The 19,744-nt window shown below is 64.3% G+C and carries 17 protein-coding genes; 13 read left to right on the forward strand and 4 right to left on the reverse strand.

Translation table 11 applies throughout. The features are described from left to right. Nucleotides 1–39 precede the first annotated feature (39 nt). On the reverse strand, nucleotides 40–711 hold the full coding sequence (locus GRI65_RS07250; RefSeq protein WP_160755868.1) for a YggS family pyridoxal phosphate-dependent enzyme: 672 nt from the start codon (nucleotides 709–711) through the stop codon (nucleotides 40–42). Between the two features lie 23 nt (nucleotides 712–734). Here GRI65_RS07250 and GRI65_RS07255 point away from each other — a divergent pair, with 23 nt between their 5' ends. The 4 genes from GRI65_RS07255 to GRI65_RS07270 all read left to right on the forward strand — a co-directional run bounded on the left by GRI65_RS07255 (nucleotide 735) and on the right by GRI65_RS07270 (nucleotide 6,739). Then, nucleotides 735–1,298: a thiamine phosphate synthase gene (locus GRI65_RS07255; protein ID WP_160755869.1), complete on the forward strand. Its 564-nt coding sequence runs from the start codon at nucleotides 735–737 to the stop codon at nucleotides 1,296–1,298. Nucleotides 1,299–1,403: 105 nt separating this feature from the next. Then, nucleotides 1,404–3,740, forward strand: coding sequence for a DNA translocase FtsK (locus GRI65_RS07260; protein ID WP_160755870.1), 2,337 nt, complete (start codon nucleotides 1,404–1,406; stop codon nucleotides 3,738–3,740). A 72-nt stretch (nucleotides 3,741–3,812) separates the two neighbouring features. Next, nucleotides 3,813–4,928 carry an alanine dehydrogenase gene (gene ald, locus GRI65_RS07265; protein ID WP_160755871.1) on the forward strand — a complete coding sequence of 372 codons (1,116 nt, stop codon included), beginning with the start codon at nucleotides 3,813–3,815 and terminating at the stop codon, nucleotides 4,926–4,928. 53 nt (nucleotides 4,929–4,981) lie between these two features. Next, a complete protein-coding gene (locus GRI65_RS07270; protein ID WP_160755872.1) occupies nucleotides 4,982–6,739 on the forward strand; it encodes a GGDEF domain-containing protein in 1,758 nt (585 codons plus the stop codon). Nucleotides 6,740–6,749: 10 nt separating this feature from the next. Here the strand turns inward: GRI65_RS07270 and GRI65_RS07275 are convergent, their stop codons facing one another. Beyond that, nucleotides 6,750–7,148, reverse strand: a complete 399-nt coding sequence (locus GRI65_RS07275) for an acyl-CoA thioesterase (RefSeq protein ID WP_160755873.1) — start codon at nucleotides 7,146–7,148, stop codon at nucleotides 6,750–6,752. Next, on the reverse strand, nucleotides 7,145–9,217 hold the full coding sequence (locus GRI65_RS07280; RefSeq protein WP_160755874.1) for a S9 family peptidase: 2,073 nt from the start codon (nucleotides 9,215–9,217) through the stop codon (nucleotides 7,145–7,147). The genes GRI65_RS07275 and GRI65_RS07280 overlap by 4 nt, the downstream gene beginning before the upstream one ends. Nucleotides 9,218–9,254: 37 nt before the next feature. On the opposite strand from GRI65_RS07280, the gene GRI65_RS07285 reads away from it, so the two are divergent. The 6 genes from GRI65_RS07285 to GRI65_RS07310 all read left to right on the forward strand — a co-directional run bounded on the left by GRI65_RS07285 (nucleotide 9,255) and on the right by GRI65_RS07310 (nucleotide 14,982). Continuing rightward, nucleotides 9,255–11,072, forward strand: coding sequence for an aminopeptidase P family protein (locus GRI65_RS07285; protein ID WP_160755875.1), 1,818 nt, complete (start codon nucleotides 9,255–9,257; stop codon nucleotides 11,070–11,072). Between the two features lie 86 nt (nucleotides 11,073–11,158). Beyond that, nucleotides 11,159–11,533: a VOC family protein gene (locus GRI65_RS07290; RefSeq protein WP_160755876.1), complete on the forward strand. Its 375-nt coding sequence runs from the start codon at nucleotides 11,159–11,161 to the stop codon at nucleotides 11,531–11,533. 1 nt (nucleotide 11,534) lies between these two features. Continuing rightward, nucleotides 11,535–11,933 carry a cupin domain-containing protein gene (locus tag GRI65_RS07295; RefSeq protein WP_160755877.1) on the forward strand — a complete coding sequence of 133 codons (399 nt, stop codon included), beginning with the start codon at nucleotides 11,535–11,537 and terminating at the stop codon, nucleotides 11,931–11,933. A 195-nt stretch (nucleotides 11,934–12,128) separates the two neighbouring features. After that, the gene (locus GRI65_RS07300; protein ID WP_160755878.1) at nucleotides 12,129–12,722 is read left to right on the forward strand and encodes an EF-hand domain-containing protein; all 594 of its coding nucleotides are present in this window, start codon (nucleotides 12,129–12,131) and stop codon (nucleotides 12,720–12,722) included. Between the two features lie 47 nt (nucleotides 12,723–12,769). After that, nucleotides 12,770–13,510: a response regulator gene (locus GRI65_RS07305; RefSeq protein WP_160755879.1), complete on the forward strand. Its 741-nt coding sequence runs from the start codon at nucleotides 12,770–12,772 to the stop codon at nucleotides 13,508–13,510. After that, nucleotides 13,507–14,982, forward strand: coding sequence for a sensor histidine kinase (locus GRI65_RS07310; RefSeq protein WP_232843992.1), 1,476 nt, complete (start codon nucleotides 13,507–13,509; stop codon nucleotides 14,980–14,982). The genes GRI65_RS07305 and GRI65_RS07310 overlap by 4 nt, the downstream gene beginning before the upstream one ends. Nucleotides 14,983–14,989: 7 nt before the next feature. On the opposite strand, the gene GRI65_RS07315 is transcribed toward GRI65_RS07310, so the two are convergent. After that, on the reverse strand, nucleotides 14,990–16,588 hold the full coding sequence (locus GRI65_RS07315) for a helicase HerA-like domain-containing protein (protein ID WP_160756529.1): 1,599 nt from the start codon (nucleotides 16,586–16,588) through the stop codon (nucleotides 14,990–14,992). 133 nt (nucleotides 16,589–16,721) lie between these two features. Between GRI65_RS07315 and pabB the strand changes: the two genes are divergently transcribed. From pabB to arfB, 3 genes are read left to right on the forward strand one after another with little or no spacing between them, the layout of a single operon-like run. Continuing rightward, a complete protein-coding gene (pabB, locus tag GRI65_RS07320; protein ID WP_160755880.1) occupies nucleotides 16,722–18,515 on the forward strand; it encodes an aminodeoxychorismate synthase component I in 1,794 nt (597 codons plus the stop codon). Further along, nucleotides 18,512–19,213 (forward strand): RluA family pseudouridine synthase, encoded by a 702-nt coding sequence (locus GRI65_RS07325; protein WP_160755881.1) that lies wholly within the window; start codon nucleotides 18,512–18,514, stop codon nucleotides 19,211–19,213. Before pabB ends, GRI65_RS07325 begins: the two co-directional genes overlap by 4 nt. Beyond that, nucleotides 19,206–19,610, forward strand: coding sequence for an alternative ribosome rescue aminoacyl-tRNA hydrolase ArfB (gene arfB, locus GRI65_RS07330; RefSeq protein WP_160755882.1), 405 nt, complete (start codon nucleotides 19,206–19,208; stop codon nucleotides 19,608–19,610). Before GRI65_RS07325 ends, arfB begins: the two co-directional genes overlap by 8 nt. The last annotated feature ends 134 nt before the right edge of the window (nucleotides 19,611–19,744 follow it).

Here is a 19,744-nt window from a genome sequence, read left to right on the forward strand (position 1 = left end):
GCCGTTTCCGGAAGGAAGCGGCCCCCTTTTTCGTGCGCGCTATTCGCGTGCGCCGAACAGGGCGGTGCCGACGCGGACATGGGTCGCCCCGAGTTTCACCGCAGTCTCGAAATCGCCGCTCATGCCCATGCTCAGCCCGTCAAGGCCGTGATCGGCCGCGAGCTTGTCGAGCAGCGCGAAGAACGGGGTCGGCTCGATCCCGGCGGGCGGCACGCACATCAGTCCGGCCAACGGGATATCGGCAACCCTCGCCTGCTCGATCAGCGCAGGAAGGTCGGCAATCGCGCAGCCGCCTTTCTGCTCTTCATCGCCGATGTCGACCTGGATAAAGCAAGGTATCCGCCGCCCGGCCTTGTCCATCGCGCCGGCCAGCGACTTGACCAGGCTCGGCCGGTCGAGCGAATGGATGCAGTCGAACAGGCTGACCGCGTCGCCTGCCTTGTTGGACTGGAGGCTGCCGACAAGATGCAGTTGAACGTCCGGCAATTCTTCGCGCAGGGCGGGCCATTTGGCAGCGGTTTCCTGCACGCGGTTTTCCCCGAATACCCGCTGCCCCGCATTTAGCAGCGGCAGGATAGTATCCGCATCATGGGTCTTGCTGACCGCGATCAGGGTAATATCCTCGACCTCGCGCTGGGCAAGGGCGGCAGCGGCAGCGATTTTCTCGCGCACGGTTAAAAGGCGGGCGGCGGCGTGTTCGTTTTCGGTCATCGCTGCGCTATAGCGGAGGCATGATGACATGCCAGACCCTGCCGCTGCTTTGGCTGCTGAGCGATGCCCGCAACGATGGCGCGCTGGAAAGGGCGCTACGGGCGCTCCCGCGGGGTTCCGGGTTCGTGTTTCGCCATTACCATCTCGGGGGCGAAGATCGGCGCGCCCGGTTCGGCCAGTTGGCTAAAGTTGCCCGCACGCAGGATCACCGCGTAATCCTTTCGTCCAAACGATGGCACGAAGGGGCGGACTGGGGCGCGGACGGGCTCTATGGCGGGCGTCCAATAGAAACGGACCAGCGCCCCGACCGCATGCTCTGGCTTGCCGCCGCCCATGACGCTGCCGAAATTGCCCGGGCGAACACGCACGGAGCGGACGGAGTTTTCGTATCGCCGGTCTTTGCCACCCGCTCCCATCCGGGGGTCGAGGTCCTGGGTTCGGAGGGCTTCCATGCCCTCGCAAAGCAATCCGCTGCGCCGGCTATTGCGCTTGGAGGAATGAACCCCGCCCGCGCGGAGCAACTCGGCTGGCCGCGCTGGGGAGCCATCGACGGGCTGGCGAACGAACTGGCAGGCGCGCCACAGTAGAACTGCGAACGGCGTCTTTTTGCGATCGGATTCTTGACGCGGGAGTCCCGCGCTGTGCATTATACCCCTAGGACACCTGATTGCAGGTGATGTGAGGAAGACACCATGGCCACCCGCGCAATCGGGAAATCATCGGCGACGGACTGGCGCGCGGCATTCCGCCGTTCGCTGCGCCGTGCCCTGCAGATGACCGGGGCCGCCGCGCTGCTGCTGGCAGCGATCTTCCTCGGATTGGCACTGGTAAGCTACACGCACACCGACCCCAGTGCCTCCACCGCGGCCGCGGGAACCGATATCGGCAACTGGATGGGAATGGCCGGCGCATGGGCGGCGGAACGGGTCCTGTTCCTGTTCGGCCTGACCGGCATCCTGCTGCTGCCGCTGCTGTATGTCGGCGCGCGGAAATTGTGGCGCGATGTCGAACAGGAGGACCGCGATACCGAAACGCGCTGGTGGCAGCCGGTCGGTATGCTGCTGGCGGCGATGACGCTCATTTCCACGGTGCTGGCGCTTACGTTCCAAGGGCCCGGCGGAACCTTCCCCGCCACGCTTGGCGGCATTTCCGGCCTGCTCGGCGCCGGGGCGATCGAAGCGGTCGCGGGCCGCTTCCCCGAAGGTGCCCAGCCATGGACTATCCTCGGCCTGGCCCTGCTGTGCCTGGTGGGCGGGGCGACGCTGGTGACCCGCGTTTTCGCGATCGATTGGGCGCAATTGCTCACCTTGCCGGCTTTCCTCCAACGTGCATCGGACGAACCGGGCGAGGACGATGCCTTTGCCCCGCGGCGCAAGGCTCGGGTGGCAACTGCCAAGCCTGCGGCGGACGAGCCCTTCACGCAGCAGCCCGCACGCCGGATGCCCGAGATTACCGATCCTTCCGCGCCGCCCAAGAAAGCCGCGATGGCCAAGACCAAACAGCGCGACATGTTTGCGAAGTACGAATTGCCGGGCCTCGAATTGCTGGAAGAACCGCCGGTCCACCAGGCCCCCAAGCTCGACAAGATGGCGCTGGAACGCAACGCCCGCCTGCTCGAAACCGTGCTCGACGATTTCAACGTCAAGGGCGAGATTACCGCGGTGCGCACCGGCCCGGTGGTGACCATGTACGAACTGGAACCGGCACCGGGGATCAAGGCCAGCCGGGTCATCGGCCTGGCGGAAGATATCGCGCGGAATATGTCCGCGATCAGTGCGCGCGTCTCGCCAATCCCGGGCAAGACCGTGATGGGCATCGAACTGCCCAACGCGGACCGCCAGACGGTCGCACTCAAGGAACTGGTGGCTTGCGCGGCGTTTGCCGATTCGACCGGAAATCTGCCGATCATCCTGGGCAAGGATATTGCCGGGGATCCGATCGTCGCCGATCTCGCCGCGATGCCTCATCTGCTGGTCGCCGGGACCACCGGGTCGGGCAAGTCGGTCGGCCTCAACTGCATCCTGCTGTCGCTGCTGTACCGTTTCACGCCAGCCGAATGCCGCCTGATCCTGATCGATCCCAAGGTGCTGGAACTCAAGAGCTACGACGATATCCCTCACCTGCTTTCACCGGTGGTTACCGAACCGCATAAATCGGTGCGTGCTCTGAAATGGGCGGTCGAGGAAATGGAACGCCGTTACCGGATGATGAGCAGCATCGGCGCGCGCAACCTCAACGGCTTCAACGAACGGGTCAACACTGCGATCGCCAAGGGCAAGCCGCTCGGCCGCAGGGTCGGCATCGGTTTCGATCCAGACACCGGCGAGGAATTGTTCGAGGAAGAACAGCTCGATTACCAGCCGTTGCCGCAGATCGTCCTGATCGTCGACGAACTGGCCGACTTGATGGTCACCATCGGCAAGGAAATCGAAGTGCTGATCCAGCGCCTGAGCCAGAAATCGCGCGCCGCGGGCATCCACCTGATCATGGCGACCCAGCGCCCCTCGGTCGATGTCATCACCGGCGTGATCAAGGCCAACCTCCCCACCCGGATCAGCTTCAAGGTCACCAGCCGGATCGACAGCCGCACCATCCTGGGCGAACAGGGCAGCGAACAGCTGCTGGGCAAGGGTGACATGTTGTACAAGCCGAACACCGGTGCGATGGTACGTGTCCACGGGCCCTTCGTCTCGGACGAGGAAGTCGAACGGGTCGCCAGCCACTGGCGGGCGCAGGGCAAACCGGATTACGTCGATGCGGTAACCGAGGAACCGGAAGACGGCGGCTTCAGTTTCGACGATGAACTGACCTCCAGCGACGATCCGGACGAGCGCAAATACCGCCAGGCCTGCCAGTCGGTGTTCGAAAGCCAGAAGGCGAGCGGCAGCTGGCTGCAGCGCCAGATGGGCGTAGGTTACAACACCGCCGCCAAATGGATCGAACGGATGGAAGAAGAAGGTCTCGTCGGTCCTGCCAACCATGTCGGGCGCCGCGAGATTTACCGCGACCGGGACGGCAATCCGCTTTAAGTTTACAAGGGACGGAACGGCGTTGCACCAATCCGGTTTCACTTGTAACGACCCGGGCCAAGGAGAAGCGCCATGCTCGTCGGTTGCCCCAAGGAAATCAAGAATCACGAATACCGGGTCGGCCTGACCCCCGAAAGCGTCAAGGAACTGACCGTCAACGGCCACCAGGTCTGGGTCGAGACCGGTGCCGGAATGGGCATCAGCGCGACCGATGACCAGTACCTCGCCGCCGGAGCGGTCATCCAGGACGGGCCAGACCCGATTTTCGCCAATTGCGAAATGGTGGTCAAGGTCAAGGAACCCCAGGCAGTCGAGCGCGCCAAGCTGCGCGAAGGCCAGATCCTCTACACCTACCTTCATCTCGCGCCGGACCCCGAACAGACGGCCGACCTCGTCCGCTCAGGCGTCACCGCGATCGCCTATGAAACCGTGACCGGTCCGGGCGGCAGTCTGCCGCTGCTGAAGCCGATGAGCCAGGTTGCCGGGCGGATGAGCATCCAGGCGGGCGCCACCGCGCTGGAAAAAGCGCACGGCGGACGCGGCGTGCTGCTGGGCGGCGTCCCCGGCGTTCTTCCGGGCAAGGTCGTGGTGATCGGAGGCGGCGTAGTCGGCTTCAACGCGGCGCAGATGGCGGTCGGCCTTGGGGCGGATACCACCATTCTCGACCGCGATCCCGAAGTGCTCGAAAAGCTCGGCATTCACTTCGAAAGCCGGGCCAAGACCCGTTTCTCGAACAAGGCGAACCTCGAGGAATCCGTGGCGGAAGCGGACCTGGTAATCGGCGCGGTACTGGTCCCGGGGGCGGCCGCGCCCAAACTGGTCAGCCGCGCGATGCTGAAGACCATGTGCCCCGGCGCGGTGCTGGTGGATGTCGCGATCGACCAAGGCGGTTGTTTCGAAACCAGTCACGCCACCACCCATGCCGAACCGACCTATGTGGTGGATGACATCGTGCATTACTGCGTCGCCAACATGCCCGGCGCGGTGGCCCGGACCAGCACCTACGCGCTGAACAACGTCACCCTGCCCCATGCGTTGAAAATCGCGCAGATGGGCTGGAAGGAAGCGATGCGCCGCAACCCGCATCTGGCCGAGGGGCTGAATGTCCATGCCGGGCGAGTGACCTATGCCGCGGTGGCGGATGAACTTGGTTACCAGCACCTTTCCGTGGACGCTGCAATAAGCTGAAAAGATTGGCCCTTTTAACCTTGGGCTAAGTAGTTTTCGTTACCCGTGCCACGATGGGGCGGGACTTACTCTTCAGGGCACTGGTTTGGTGTATCGCGCTGATCGGCGCCGGTATCGCCCTGCCCGCTGCGGCGATGCCTACCGTTTCGGGCGCTTCCGTGCAGCGTGCGGCGTGTTCGGTCAGCGGCCCTGCCAACATTAGCCTGGCACGATTGACCGCCTCGCAACCCGTGTGGAATTGCGCGGCGGGCAATTTCGACCTGTCGCAGGAACGCACTGTATTGCGTATGGAAATCGGCCGCGAGCCCGGCACGGTCGACGAAAATCTGCCCCGCTTTCTTATCGGTCGCAGCGCAACCTTCAAGCGCATCGAAATCCTTGCAGAAGACCGCGATGGGTCCATGCGCACACGCGGCTACTCCTTTGGCGAAGTGCAGCCCGGATTGCCCGACCTGCGATATTCCGCCGCGCTCCCGGCAATCACCGGGCACACACGGTTCGTCTATATAGCCGTCGAAGGAGCCGGACAGCAGATCGTCTTCGATCAACTCGAACTCGCGGACGAACTGCCGGGGAATGCTTCGCGCGAGCGGGGTCTCTTGCTGTTCCTGGCAGTCCTGTGCGGGATGATCATGATGCCGCTGGCCTTCAACCTGGCCTTTTACCGCATCCTGAGAGAGCCGTTCTTGCTGTGGCACCTGGCCCTGTCGATCTGTGCCTTGGCCCAGATTGTGCTGACCGCTGGCTTTTATACGTGGTTCGTTGATCTGAGCATGCAGCAGCTGCGGGCAGGAGTCGTCGTGTCACTGGGCGGAATGATCGTTTCGGCGGCGATGTTTGCGGCCCATTTCATCGAGCCCGGCAAACTGTCCCCCGCGATGCGCAGAGCCTTGATGTTCGGCGCGCTGTGGGCCGGTTTCATTACCCTGGTCCACGCCAGCGCCATCGAGAACCTTGGCCGCTATTCATCCGACCTGTTCTACTTCGGCTCCGCGATGATGCTGCCCCTGTTCGCCATGGTAATGTGGAGTGCAATTCGCAGCGGTAGCCGTGCGATCTGGTTCCAGCTGATCGGCTGGACACCGCTGTTCCTGGCCGGATCGGCGCGCGTGATCAGCTATTTTGTGCCCGAATTGACCCAGACCGATGCCAACGGCCTGTTTCATTTCGGAATTGCACTGGAATGCGTCGCCACCGCGCTTGGCGTGGCCGACCGTTTCATGATCGTGCGCCGCCAGCGAGATCAGGCCATTTCGAAGGCCCGCCTGTCCGAGGCGCTGTCCGAATGCGATCCCCTGACCGGCCTGATGAACCGGCGAGGGATCGAACCTCGCTTTGCCGAACTGCGCGCGCTGGGCTTCCATACGTTCGCGCTCATCGATCTCGACCGGTTCAAGCTGGTCAACGATACGCACGGTCATGCGGTGGGGGATGCCGTCTTGCAGGCCGTCGCGCAGGCGCTGGAACCCGACGAGAATGTGCTGGCGATGCGGCTTGGCGGGGAGGAATTCGTCCTGCTGCTGCGCGGTTCGGACACGCATCGGATGGCTGAACAGCGCCGAACGGCGATCCCGACCCGGACCGCCGGCGAAGTGCCGGGGCTCGACCGGTTGGTCACCGCCAGCATGGGGCTGATCGAAATGCCGCTGGAAGGGTTGGAAGCGACCAGTTTCAACGAACTGTATGTCCGGGCCGACGAACTGCTATACCAAGCCAAGGAAGCGGGGCGGAACCGCGCGGTGTTCGAAAAGCTGATCGGATTTCCCGACCGGCGCGGCGAACGTCGGCCCGGCAAACAGGTCGCCGCTTAACCCGGGCGCATCAAGGCTGGGCGAACGGCGCCATTACTTCGGGCCGGACGCGGGCGAGCCGGCCGGTCTCGCGGTCCAGCATCGCCCAGGTCGTGCTGGCCGAGACGATCACCCTGCCCGCCGAATCGGTAAAGTCGACACGCCGGTTTGATTTCGCGCCGCGCGCGCCATCGGGGATCCAGGTTTCCGCGGTGACGCTTTGCCCGACGGAGATATTGCCGCGGTAATCGATCTCGTGCCGGATCACGAGCCAGACGAACGCTTCCTTGTCCTCCGGCCGTGCCGCTGCTTCCCAATGGGCCGTCGCCATGTCCTGCACCCACTGGACCCACACCGCGTTGTTCACATGGCCCATCACGTCGATATGGTCCGGCCCTGCGGTGAAGGTCCTGGTGAAGCGGTTGCTCACTCCGCCACGTCCATCTGCCACAGGATGAACGCGAATTCCTCGGCGGTCTCGGTCAGGCTTTCGAAGCGGCCCGATTTGCCGCCATGGCCCGCGCCCATGTTGGTCTTGAGCAGCAATTCGTTCTGGTCCGTTTTCAGCTCGCGCAGTTTGGCGACCCATTTTGCCGGCTCCCAATACGTCACGCGCGGATCGTTGAGCCCGGCAGTGACCAGCATCGGGGGATAATCCTGTGCCTTCACCTGATCATACGGACTGTAGGACTGGATAAGCTCGAACGCGGCCCGGTCCTCGATCGGATTGCCCCACTCTGGCCATTCGCCCGGGGTCAGCGGCAGCGTGGCATCGAGCATCGTCGCCAGCACATCCACGAAGGGCACATGCGCCACCACCGCGCCGAACAGGTGCGGGTCGGAATTGATCACCGCGCCCATCAGTTCGCCGCCCGCCGACCCACCCGAGATGCTGATCTTGCCCACTTGCGTCAGGCCGCGATCGATCAGGCCGCTTGCCACATCGACAAAATCAGTAAAGGCGTTGTTACGGCTTTCCAGTTTGCCCGCCTTGTACCACGCCCGCCCGAGGTCGTCGCCGCCGCGGATATGCGCAATCGCATAGGCAAAGCCGCGGTCCACAAGGCTAAACCGGGTGGTCGAAAAACCGGGCGGAATGGAAATCCCGTAAGCGCCGTAGCCGTATAGATGCAGCGGGCCGGGGGTCACCCGGTCCTTGCGGTAAAGCACGCTGACCGGGATCATCGTGCCGTCCCGCGCCGCGATCTCGAGCCGTTCCGTGGTATAGAGGTCGGCATCATATCCCGAGGGGATTTCCTGGACCTTCAGGGTTTCGAGCGTCCGCGCCGCAACATCGTAATCATAGGTCGTGCCCGGGCTGACCATGCTTTCATAGGACAGCCGCAGCTGCTCCATGTGCCATTCGCGGTTGTCGCCCAGCCCCGCACTGTAGCTCGCTTCGGGGAAGGTGATCGGCTCGATCCGCTGCGGGTCGTCGTAGTACCGCACTTCGATCACGTCGAGACCGCCGCGGCGCCCCTCGACGACGTAGAAATCGCGGAACAGTTCGAACCCGGTGATGTAAAACTCGTCCGATCCCTCGATCAGCGTGGTCCATTCGCCCGGATTGTCCAGCGGCGCGGTCGCGATGCGGAAGTTTTCGTGCGTGTCGTTGGTGTGGATGAACAGCGTCCCATCCCGCTCGTCCACATCGTACTCGACGCCCTTCTGCCGCGACTTGACCAGCAGCGGCGCGGCCAGGGGATCGTCAGCCGGGATGATATAACTTTCGCCGGTTTCATGATCGCCAGCGGAAATGACCACCCATTTCTCGTTCGATGACAGCCCCGATCCCACGCGGAAGCCTTCGTCATCCTCGTGATAAAGTTCGACATCGTCCGCCACGCTCGTGCCCAGCCAGTGGAGCCGTGCGTTGTCGGTGCGCCATTGTTCGTTGGCGAGGCTGTAGACCAGCGCCCGGTCGCCCGCGCACCACACCAGCGAGGACAGCGTGCCGGGAATCTCGTCACCCAGCATGTCGCCGGTGACCAGATCCTTGACCCGCGCGGTGAACCGCTCCGACCCGTTGTCATCGACCGAAAACGCCAGCTTGGTCCCGCCCTTGCTGACCGCGAGCGCGCCAAGGCGGAAATATTCCTTCCCTTCGGCCAGTGCCGGTTCGTCGAGAATTAGCTCGTCGTCGCCACCGGTTACCGGCTTCCGCCACCAGCGGCGGTATTCCGCGCCTTCCTCATATTCGACCCAGTAGAGCCAGTCGCCATCCTTCTGCGGGACGGAGGTATCCGCTTCCTTGATCCGGGCGCGCATTTCCTTGAACAGGCTATCGACCAGCGGCTTGTGCGGCCCCATGCGGTGTTCGAACCAGGCGTTCTCCGCCGCCAGATGCGCCAGCACCTCCGCATCGTCCACCACCGGGTATTTCGGGTCGCGCAGCCACGCGTAATCATCACTGACCGTGATGCCGTGATGGGTCGCGGACGAGGGCTTTTTCAGGGCGGTCGGGGCGGCGGCAGGTGCCGCAGAGGTGGAATTGGTCATGCTGGCCCTCTATGTTGGTCACGAAAGGACCGCAACCATGCTGATGCTAACACACGAAGCCCGTCTCTCCGCCCTCCGGGAGGAGTTGAAGAAGCGAGGACTGGACGGTTTCGTTGTTCCGATTTCCGACGAGCACATGTCGGAATATATCGGCTCCTATGCCCAGCGGCTGGCATGGCTGACCGGATTCGGAGGCTCGGTCGGCAGTGCGGTGGTGCTGGAACACAAGGCGGCGATGTTCGTGGACGGGCGTTATACCGTGCAGGTCCGCGACCAGGTGGACGGCAATCTGTATGATTACTGCCAGATCCCCAAGGAGAGCATCGGCGCATGGATTGCCGCCAACGCAGGTTCCGGCGCGCGGATCGGTTACGACCCGTGGCTCCACACGCGCGGCTGGGCGGACAACGTGTCGCAAGCGCTCGCAAAGATCGGCGCGGAACTTGTCCCGGTCGACGCCAACCCGGTTGACGCGGTCTGGGAAGACCGGCCCGCCCCCTCGGACGCCGCGGTCATGGTCCATGATGACAGCAACGCCGGGCAATCGAGCGCGGAAAAGCGCGAACTGGTGGCTGACTGGCTGAAATCGGAAGGGCTCGACGGCGCGGTAATCGGCGCACTCGATTCGATCGCGTGGCTGCTGAACATTCGCGGTTCGGATGTCGACCGCACTCCTGTGACACTGTCCTATGTGCTGGCCCATGCCGACGGCACGGCAGAATTGTTCATCGCGCCCGAAAAGATCACCCCCGAAGTTGCCCGGCACCTGGGCAACGCGGTCACCATCCGGCCCCGCACGGAATTCGAAAGTGCGCTCCAGCACCTGCGGGACAAGAAGATCGCGGTCGATCCCGGCAGCGGGGTCGCGGCCATTTTCCAGACCCTGGAAGACGCCGGGGCCACCGTCGTCGCCGCGCGCGATCCCGCGTTATTGCCCAAGGCGGTCAAGAACCCGGTCGAACAGCAGGGACACCGCGATGCCCAGGCGCGCGACGGCGTGGCGGTGTCGAAATTCCTCCACTGGCTAACGAAGACCGCGCCCGCTGGCGGGGTGACCGAACTGGACGCAGCGGCGAAGCTGCGCGAATTCCGCGAGCAGACGGGGATGCTCAAGGACCTGTCCTTCGATACCATTTCCGCCGCCGGTCCCCACGCCGCGTTGCCGCATTACCGCGTGGACGAGGACAGCAATATTCCGATTGCGCCGGGCAGCGTCTATTTGGTCGATTCGGGCGGCCAGTATGTCGACGGCACCACCGACATTACCCGCACCGTATGGATCGAACCGGTCGAACCATCGGCTGAGGTCAAGGACCGCTACACCCGCGTTTTGAAGGGCCATATCGCCATCGCTTTGGCCGTGTTCCCGGAAAATACCGCCGGCAGCCAGCTCGACGCGTTCGCCCGCCAGTTCCTGTGGCAGGCGGGGGTCGATTACGCCCACGGCACCGGCCACGGTGTCGGCAGCTTCCTGGCGGTGCATGAAGGCCCGCAGCGGATCGCGAAATCGGGCGGCGGACAGGCGGGGACGGACGAACCGCTGCAGGCGGGCATGTTCCTGTCGAACGAGCCGGGGTATTACAAGGCAGGCGAATTCGGCATCCGGATCGAAAATCTGGTGCTGGTGGAACCGCGGGAAATCCCCGGCGCGGAAGGGACGTATTTCGGCTTCGAAACACTCACCTTCGTGCCGATCGACCGCAGCATGGTCGATGTCGGCCTGCTGACACGAGAAGAGATAGCATGGTGGAACGATTATCATGCGCAGGTCGGGAAAATCCTGCTTCCACAGCTGACGGCGCCAGCGGATGCCGAGGTCCGCGCGTGGGTCGAAGAAGGGTGCCGGCCGCTGTAACGCCCGATCTTGTAGGCATATTGATGTTCTGGTAATGTTCCAACTGGGGCGAGTCGCCTCATGTTTGCAGGAGGAGGAACCCAGAGATGATCGGATATGTTACCGTCGGCAGCAACGACTTGCCGCGTTCGGCCAAATTCTACGATGCGATCGCCGCCGAAATGGGCGTGGGACGCATGATGGAATTCGACAGTTTCATCGCTTGGGGCACGGCCGGCGGCGCGCCCGGCATTGCCGCAACCAAGCCATTCGACGGTGAAGCTGCATCCGTGGGCAACGGCGTGATGGTGGCCTTTGAGGCGGCCAGCGAGGAACAGGTCCAGCGGATTTATGACATCGCGCTGGCCAATGGCGGCAGCGATGAAGGCGCACCGGGCGCGCGGGGTGACGGGTTCTACGCCGCCTATTTCCGCGATCCCGATGGCAACAAACTGAACGCCTTCCTGATGACGGGCAGCTGAGATGACAGGCTCAGCGCCCGATCTGCACGAAAATTGGGTGCATCTGGGTCTTGGCGCCACGTCGGAGACCCAGCCGCCCTTCAACGGGATGCAATGGTACGGCGATTACAGCGATCGCTATGCCGCTGACGGGGCGGAGGGACGGCTGGTCAGCATGCACCGCTTCGCCGGCGATTGGGACGTCTGGGAGATGCATCCCGCCGGCAGCGAAATGGTGCTGTGCACCAGCGGCGCCATCACGCTGATCCAGGAAATCGCGGGCGAACAGGTCTCGACCATTTTGCGGCCCGGCCAATACGCAATCAATCCGCCGGGCGTGTGGCACACGGCGGATGTGGAGGAAGAAGCCGAAGCCGTTTTCATCACCGCCGGTGAAGGAACCGAGCACCGCCCGCGCTGACGCCTGACTTTTGCGCCCCGATGAACGGGCAGCGGGTCCTGCGACACTTTGCGACAATTCGCTTTGTCCCGGGGATATTCCTGCGACAATAGGGGCCTAGAACGCTGGATGTGAGTTGCGGCGGTGCCACCAAGGTTTCCCTCCCCCTGATCGGGCACCCCGCAGCTCTTGGATTTTTTTCAGGAGCATAACACCATGCGTAAGTTCACTTTCCCACTCGCCCTTTCCGCAGCCGCAGCCCTGGCCGTTGGTGCCGGCGGTTTTGCCTATGCGCAGACCAAGACCGGCCCTGATGCGGACGGCAACGGTGTGGTTACCCGCGCCGAAGCTACCGCCCACGCGGCCAGCCGGTTCGCCAGGATGGACGCCAACCAGGACGGCGTGATCAATGCAGCGGACCGCGAAGCGCGCCGTTCGCAGATGTTCGCCCGGATGGATACGGACGGCAGCGGCGAAGTGTCCGAAGCCGAAATGACCGCAGCCCGTGAAGCGCGCATGGAAAAGCGCGGCGAACGCGGTGAAATGACCGGCGAAAAGCGGGGCAAACGCGGCCATCACGCCATGAAGGGCGGCAAGCGCGGCGGTAAGATGGGCCACATGATGCGGGCCGACACCAACGGCGACAAGGCCATCAGCCGCGCCGAATTCGACGCCGCCACGCAGGCCCGCTTTGCCAAGGCCGATACCAACAACGACGGCAGCATCACCCAGGCAGAACGGACGGCAGCCCGCGAAGCGATGCGGGCCCAACGCGCCGAACGCAAGGCCGCTGCAGCCCCCGCCAACTGAGCACAGCTTGATCGGACCATACGGAAACGGGTAGGCGGGAACGCGACATGATCGAAGACACGCCCACCCGGATCCTGCTGGTCGATGACGAGCCTATCCTGCGCGAGCCCCTGGCCGAGTATCTCACTCGCCAGGGGTTTGCCGTGCAGGAAGCGGAAAGCGCGGCCGCGGCGCGGGCCAAGCTGATCGAATTCACCCCCGACCTGGTGCTGCTCGACATCATGATGCCGGGAGAGGACGGGCTGTCGCTGTGCCGACACCTGATCGAAACCCGGGATTTGCCAGTGATCCTGCTGACTGCGAAGACCGAACCGACCGACCGGATCGTCGGGCTGGAAATCGGTGCGGACGATTATGTCGTCAAACCCTTCGAACCGCGCGAACTGGTCGCCCGCATCCGGTCGGTCCTGCGCCGAGCCCGCCGGGCCCCGGCACCCGAGGAAGAAACCGCGCTGTATGTCTTCGAAGGCTGGTCGATGGACCCGCTGAAGCGCAAGCTGATCGATCCCGAAGGGGCGATGATCGCGATTTCCACCGCAGAGTTCCGGTTGCTGCGCGCCTTCCTCGACCATCCGCGCCAGGTACTCGACCGCGACCGCCTGCTCGACATGGTCCAGGGACGGGAAGCGCATCTGTTCGACCGCGCGGTCGATAACCAGGTCAGCCGTCTCCGCCGCAAGATCGAGGTGGACAGCCGCAACCCCGAAATCATCCAGACCGTGCGCGGCGGCGGCTACCGGCTGGCAGCCGACGTGCGCCGTACCGCGCCTGCATCGCAAACCCGATGACCCGCCCCGCATTCCGGCTGTGGCCCCGCAGTCTGTTGGGACAGATGCTGCTGGCGCTGGCGCTGGGACTGCTGGTCGCCCAATCCATCTCCGCCGCGCTGCTGTACCAGGCCGCGGAAAACCGGCGCGAACAGGCGCTCGTCAACGCGGCTGCATTTCGCTTGCTTGGCAATCCCCAGCCGGACCGCGAGCGTGCCGAGCGCCGCAGGGGCCGGGAAAACGGTGACGGAAACCGCTCCCGCCGCGCCGAACGCCGGGCCTGGGCGGGCGCAAGCGGGGGCGGAATGACCCAGGGCCTGCCGATACCTCTCCGCCTGCAGGTGACCGGGACATCCCCCCTGCTCGCCGGGGAGACCCGTGACCGGTCGCGCGAACAGGCGCTGCGGGATATCCTCGGGCAGCAGGGAATTGCTGTAGGCGACGTGATCGTGGTCACCCGTCCACTATCCGTCGATCCGATGACCAGGGATCGCAGCCGGCTGCGCGAACGGATGGCGCGCGCGATGGGCCCAGGCACCCGGGTGATGGTGGCCGCGGCGCAAATGCCGCAGCGCGCCGGCTGGACGGTCGCCCGGGTGGTGGAACCGCCCCCGCAGCGGGGTGCCCTGAGAACGATCATCGGCCAGACCCTGCTTATTTTCCTGTTCCTGTTCGCGCTGCAGTTCCTCCTGCTGCGGCGGATAACCCGGCCGCTCAAGCTGCTGACCGGCCGCACCGAACGCTTCGCCAGGACGCAGGATCCCTCTACGCCGCTCACGCCGGAAGGGCCCGATGATATCCGCCGCCTGATCGCCGCGCATAACAGGATGGAAGCCAAGGTCGGCGCCCTGCTCGACGAGAAGAACGTGATGCTCGGCGCGATCGGCCACGATCTCAAGACGCCTCTCGCCGCGCTCCGTGTACGGATCGAAAGCGTGGAGGACGATCACGAGCGCGGAAGGATGGCGGCGAGCATCGAGGATATCACCCGCTCGCTCGACGATATCCTCTCGCTCGCCCGCGTTGGCCGGGCCAGCGAGCCTCCCGAACGCGCCGAGCTTTCTTCACTGGTGGCCTCGGTGGTCGAGGAATTCGAGGACATGGGCGACCCGGTCACGCTGGCGGAGACCAGCCGGATCGTCCATCCGGTGCATGTTACCTGGCTGCGCCGCGCATTGCGCAATTTGATTGCCAACGCTGTGCGGTATGGCGGTTCGGCCACGGTTTCCCTCGTTCAGTCTGGCGCGGAAACCGTCCTGCGGGTGGAGGACAGCGGCCCCGGCATTCCCGAAGACCGGATCGAAGCGATGCAGGAACCCTTCACCCGGGGGGAGGCGTCGCGCAACCGCGACACCGGCGGTGCGGGCCTGGGGCTGACGCTGGCCCGCGCGATCGCTGAACAGCATGGCGGGCGACTGGAATTGTCGAACCGTTCCGCAGGCGGCCTTCGCGCGGACATCATCCTGCCCCCCGCGCCGGCCTCGGGGGCGTGACGCCGCCTTAGCGCATCAAGCCGCCGATCAGATTGCGGGCGAACCGGCCAAGTCCCGGTATCCCCACCGCCTTGCCGATTTCGGTCGCTATGGTCCCGCCCGCCGAACTGGCGGCGCTGGCGGTAGGATTGGCGCGGCTCTTCCTGCCGCTGAGTTTCGCCGCCAGGATCGACCCGGCGCTCGCCGCTGCGGCGCTGCCGGCGGCCTTGGCCACCTTGCCGCCCAGGCCGTCCCACAATGAAGTCGACTTGCGTTCCTGTTTGGCGACTGCCTCGCGCCCCTGCGCTTCCACTTCCTCGGCGGTCGCGGCGGCATCGATCATCTTCTGGGCGATCACTTCGGCGGCGCTTTCACGGTCGACCCGCTCGTCATATTTGCCCTCGACTGGCGAGATCGACTGCATGATCGCGCGTTCCTTGGGCGTTATCGGCCCGAGGCGTGATCGCGGCGGCTTGATCAGGGTCCGCTGCACGATGCCCGGCGCGCCGTCTTCCATCAGGGTCGAAACGAGCGCCTCGCCCGTGCGCAATTCGGTGATCGCGGTCTCGACGTCGAGATCGGGATTGATCCGGAAGGTATCGGCGGCGGCGCGGATCGCCTTCTGGTCCTTCGGGGTGAAAGCGCGCAGCGCGTGCTGGACCCGGTTGCCCAATTGCCCGGCGACTTCCTCGGGAATGTCGATCGGGTTCTGCGTCACGAAGAACACGCCGACACCCTTGGAGCGGATCAGACGGACAACCTGTTCGATCTTGTCTTCCAATGCCTTGGGCGCATCGTCGAACAGCAGGTGGGCCTCGTCGAAGAAGAACACCAGTTTCGGCTTTTCCGGATCGCCGACTTCGGGCAGCGTCTCGAACAATTCCGCCAGCAGCCACAGCAGGAAGGTGGCATACAGCTTCGGGCTGCGCATCAATTTGTCAGCCGCCAGCACGTTGATGTAACCGCGGCCCTGATCGTCCAGCTTAATGAAGTCGGCGATTTCCAACGCCGGTTCGCCGAAGAACTGTCCCCCGCCCTGGCTGTCGAGGCTGAGCAATTGGCGCTGGATCGTGCCGATGCTGGCTTTCGAGACGTTCCCGTATTTGGCGGTCAGTTCGCTGGCATGTTCCGACGTATAGACCAGCATCGTTTGCAGGTCCTCGAGGTCGAGCAGCAGCATTCCTTCTTCGTCAGCGAAGCGGAACACGATGTTGAGGACGCCTTCCTGCGTTTCGTTGAGGTCGAGCAGGCGGGCGAGCAATAGCGGGCCCATTTCCGAAATCGTGGTGCGGATCGGGTGGCCCTGTTCACCGTAGAGGTCCCAGAATACCGCCGGGTTATCGGAATAGGCATAGTCGTCCATGCCGAGTTCCTTGGCCCGACTTTCCAGCTTGTCGGCGTGTTTGAACGTCGGGGACCCGGGCATCGAGATACCCGCTAAGTCGCCCTTCACATCGGCCACGAACACCGGCACGCCGCGGGCGGAGAAGCTCTCGGCCAACCCTTGCAGCGTGACCGTCTTGCCGGTGCCCGTCGCCCCTGCGATCAACCCGTGGCGATTGGCCCGGCCCAGATGCAGCGATTGTTTCTCGCCATTTGCGCCCAGTCCCAGGAAGATCTGGTCCAGAAAAATATCGCTCACCCTCAACACTCCCCATCCGCTTTCCCGACCTCTGGCGCAGGGGGGGCGCGCCGGTCAAGCGCCAGCTTTCGCGCTGCAGGCTGTTCCAATTTGCCGGTGTCCGTATATGGCGGGGATTATGGCCGACCGGCAACCCTTTGTCCTGCTCGACGACGCCCGCGGAGATGGCGGCGTGGACGCGCATGTCTATGATAGTCCGCGGCGGATTTTCGTGGCGCGGCAAGCGGACGAAGTGGCGGGTGTGCTGGCCGCCGCCGATGCCGCACGGATGGCCGAAGGCGGCACGCTGGCGGGGTATATCGCCTACGAAGCCGGCCTGGCGCTGGAACCGAAACTGGCTGACTTGGCGCAGGAACGCTGCGGCGCAAGCGGTCCGCTGGTATGGCTCGGGTTATTCGACCATGCCGAAACCGTGTCCGCAGATGCAGTTCCGGATTGGCTGTCCGCGCGCTCGGAAGGGACCGCGTCGCTTGGACCGCTGGATCCGCAGCTGTCGCCCGGCGGGTATGCCGAAGCCTTTGCCGCGCTGCAGGACGCGATCCGGGCGGGTGATATCTATCAGGCCAATCTCACGTTCCCCCTCGCCGGCAGCTATCGCGGCGATCCGGCGGCGCTGTACGCGGCGCTACGGCCCGCGGCGCAGGCCGGGTATGGCGGGATCGTGTTTGACGGGGCGCATTGGCTGCTCAGCCTCTCGCCCGAACTGTTCTTCAGCCTGCGCGGGGACGAGGCCAAGGTCAAACCGATGAAAGGCACCCGCCCGCGCGGTCAGGACGCGGCAGCCGACGCGGCGCTCGCGGAAGAGCTGGCCGGTTCGGTCAAGGACCGCGCCGAAAACCTGATGATCGTCGATCTGATGCGCAACGATCTGTCGCGCGTGGCGGAAGCGGGCAGCGTCGAGGTGGACTCGCCGTTTACGGTCGAAAGCTATCCAACGGTGCACCAGATGGTCTCCACCGTCCGCGCGCGGCTGCAAGACGGCAAAGGCGCGGCGGACCTGATCCGCGCGATTTTTCCGTGCGGTTCGATCACCGGCGCACCGAAAATCCGCGCGATGGAATTGCTCGGCCAGGCCGAACGCGATGCGCGCGGCCCCTATTGCGGGGCGATCGGACGAATCGATGCCAATGGCGATGCCGCTTTCAACGTCGCTATCCGTACCCTCCGCCTCACCCCGATCGAGAATAACCAAGGCGCCGCCGTGCTTGGCGTCGGCTCGGCCATCGTTGCTGACAGCGAAGCGATGCCCGAATGGCGCGAAGCGATTCTCAAGGGCGGGTTCGCGCGCCAACATGCGGGCGGGTTCGATTTGATCGAGAGCATGAAATTCGATCCCGAAACGGGCATGGAATTGCTCGAACTGCATCTTGAACGCATGAAGGCGAGTGCGGCGGAATTGGGCTTTGCATTCGACCGTCACCAGACCCGCAACCAGATCCAGGCGCTGTGTTTCGAACTTGAAGCCCCCGCCAAGGTTCGCCTGCTGCTCGCGCGCAGCGGCGCGATCGCGCTGGAAGCGCAGCAACTGGGCGATCCCCCTGCCGAGCCGGTCGAATGCATCGTGCTCCCGTTGCCGGTCGACAGCGGTGACTGGCGGCTACGGCACAAAACCACCGACCGCGGGTTCTATCAGGACGCACTGGCGGTTGCCCGCGGTGAAAACGCCGGGGAAGCGTTGTTGCTGCGCGATGACGGGCTGCTATCCGAAGGCAGCTGGACCAGCATCTTCGTCGAACGGGACGGCATCCTGCTGACCCCGCCAGCCGGACTGGGGCTTCTCCCCGGAGTGTTGCGCCGTTCGCTCCTCGAAGCGGGCAAGGCGCTTGAATCCAATCTGCAGATTGCCGATCTCGAACAGGGATTTCTGCTGGGCAATGCTGTCCGCGGCCTGATGAAAGCGAAGTTCGTATGAATATCCCGATCCTGTTTGAAGACGGCGAAGCGCTGGTGATCGACAAGCCGGCAGGCCTGTCGATAGACCGCCCGCGCAAGGGCGGCCGCGCTTTGGAGGACCATTACGAGGACCTGAAGCTGGGTTTCCAGCGCCCGCCTGCTGCCGTGCACCGGCTCGACACCGATACGTCCGGCTGCCTGCTGCTGGCGCGCAATCCCAAGGCGCACAAACGCTTTGCCAAGGCGTTCGAGGATCGGCTGGTGATCAAGCGCTATCTCGGGATCATTGCGGGCGAACTGGCGGAGGAAGAAGGGACCATCGAACTGGCCCTGTCGAAGATCAGCAGCGCGGAGAAGGGCTGGCGGATGATCGCCGCCAAAAAAGGCAAGCCCTCGGTTACCCATTGGCGGCGGATCGATGTGCAGGGCGGCAACACGCTGGTCGAATTCCGCCCCGAGACCGGCCGGACCCACCAGATTCGCATCCATGCGGAAGCGGGCCTGGGCAAGGCGCTCCTGAATGATCCGGTTTATGGTGCCGTGTCTACCGAGGAAGACCCCGCCGACAAACGCGGGACCCGGACCATGCTGCACGCAGCCGGGCTGATCGTTCCGCGCGATGGCAAGCCACCGATCACCGCTACCGCGCCGATGCCCGCGGATTTTCTCCGGCTCGGATTCACGGATCTCGAGGAGCCGGTTCCCGCCGATGTCTGACATCGTGTCCCGCGCGATGGGGCTGGTGGAGGAAAGCTTCATCGCGTCCTCCGGTCCGGGCGGGCAGAATGTGAACAAGGTGGCGACCGCGGTGCAGGTCCGACTGGACGTGTTCGCGCTGCGGCTGGAACCTGCCGTGTTCAATCGGCTCAAGGCACTTGCCGGAAGCCGGATGACTTCGAAGGGCGAGATTGTCCTGACGGCGCGCAGCTACCGGACCCAGGAAGCGAATCGGGATGATGCCCGAAAACGAATCACCGAAATGCTCGAGGAAGCGCAGCGCGCGCCCCGCGTCCGCAAGAAAAGCCGGGTCAACCGGATCAACAAGGAAGCGCGGATCAAGGGCAAGAAAAACCGCGGCACGGTGAAGGCCAACCGCGGCAAGGTGGAGTGGTAACCCCGCGCGCAAACACGCTCAATCGCGCTTGACTTTTTAGGGCTGCTGTCCCAATGGCGGCGGCTTGAACGGCGGCGGTCCCCCTTATCGGGCGCGCCGCCGGTATTATTTCGGCCCTTTCGGCCCCATCAGAG

Source organism: Allopontixanthobacter sediminis, assembly GCF_009828115.1.
Lineage (GTDB): Bacteria > Pseudomonadota > Alphaproteobacteria > Sphingomonadales > Sphingomonadaceae > Allopontixanthobacter > Allopontixanthobacter sediminis.

What these genes read in the sequence shown, in the direction of transcription:
- GRI65_RS07250 (WP_160755868.1), bottom strand. Translation starts at nt 711, where the DNA reads ATGACCGAAAACGAACACGCCGCCGCCCGCCTTTTAACCGTGCGCGAG.
- GRI65_RS07255 (WP_160755869.1), top strand. Translation starts at nt 735, where the DNA reads ATGACATGCCAGACCCTGCCGCTGCTTTGGCTGCTGAGCGATGCCCGC.
- GRI65_RS07260 (WP_160755870.1), top strand. Translation starts at nt 1,404, where the DNA reads ATGGCCACCCGCGCAATCGGGAAATCATCGGCGACGGACTGGCGCGCG.
- ald (WP_160755871.1), top strand. Translation starts at nt 3,813, where the DNA reads ATGCTCGTCGGTTGCCCCAAGGAAATCAAGAATCACGAATACCGGGTC.
- GRI65_RS07270 (WP_160755872.1), top strand. Translation starts at nt 4,982, where the DNA reads ATGGGGCGGGACTTACTCTTCAGGGCACTGGTTTGGTGTATCGCGCTG.
- GRI65_RS07280 (WP_160755874.1), bottom strand. Translation starts at nt 9,217, where the DNA reads ATGACCAATTCCACCTCTGCGGCACCTGCCGCCGCCCCGACCGCCCTG.
- GRI65_RS07285 (WP_160755875.1), top strand. Translation starts at nt 9,255, where the DNA reads ATGCTGATGCTAACACACGAAGCCCGTCTCTCCGCCCTCCGGGAGGAG.
- GRI65_RS07290 (WP_160755876.1), top strand. Translation starts at nt 11,159, where the DNA reads ATGATCGGATATGTTACCGTCGGCAGCAACGACTTGCCGCGTTCGGCC.
- GRI65_RS07295 (WP_160755877.1), top strand. Translation starts at nt 11,535, where the DNA reads ATGACAGGCTCAGCGCCCGATCTGCACGAAAATTGGGTGCATCTGGGT.
- GRI65_RS07300 (WP_160755878.1), top strand. Translation starts at nt 12,129, where the DNA reads ATGCGTAAGTTCACTTTCCCACTCGCCCTTTCCGCAGCCGCAGCCCTG.
- GRI65_RS07305 (WP_160755879.1), top strand. Translation starts at nt 12,770, where the DNA reads ATGATCGAAGACACGCCCACCCGGATCCTGCTGGTCGATGACGAGCCT.
- GRI65_RS07310 (WP_232843992.1), top strand. Translation starts at nt 13,507, where the DNA reads ATGACCCGCCCCGCATTCCGGCTGTGGCCCCGCAGTCTGTTGGGACAG.
- pabB (WP_160755880.1), top strand. Translation starts at nt 16,722, where the DNA reads ATGGCCGACCGGCAACCCTTTGTCCTGCTCGACGACGCCCGCGGAGAT.
- GRI65_RS07325 (WP_160755881.1), top strand. Translation starts at nt 18,512, where the DNA reads ATGAATATCCCGATCCTGTTTGAAGACGGCGAAGCGCTGGTGATCGAC.
- arfB (WP_160755882.1), top strand. Translation starts at nt 19,206, where the DNA reads ATGTCTGACATCGTGTCCCGCGCGATGGGGCTGGTGGAGGAAAGCTTC.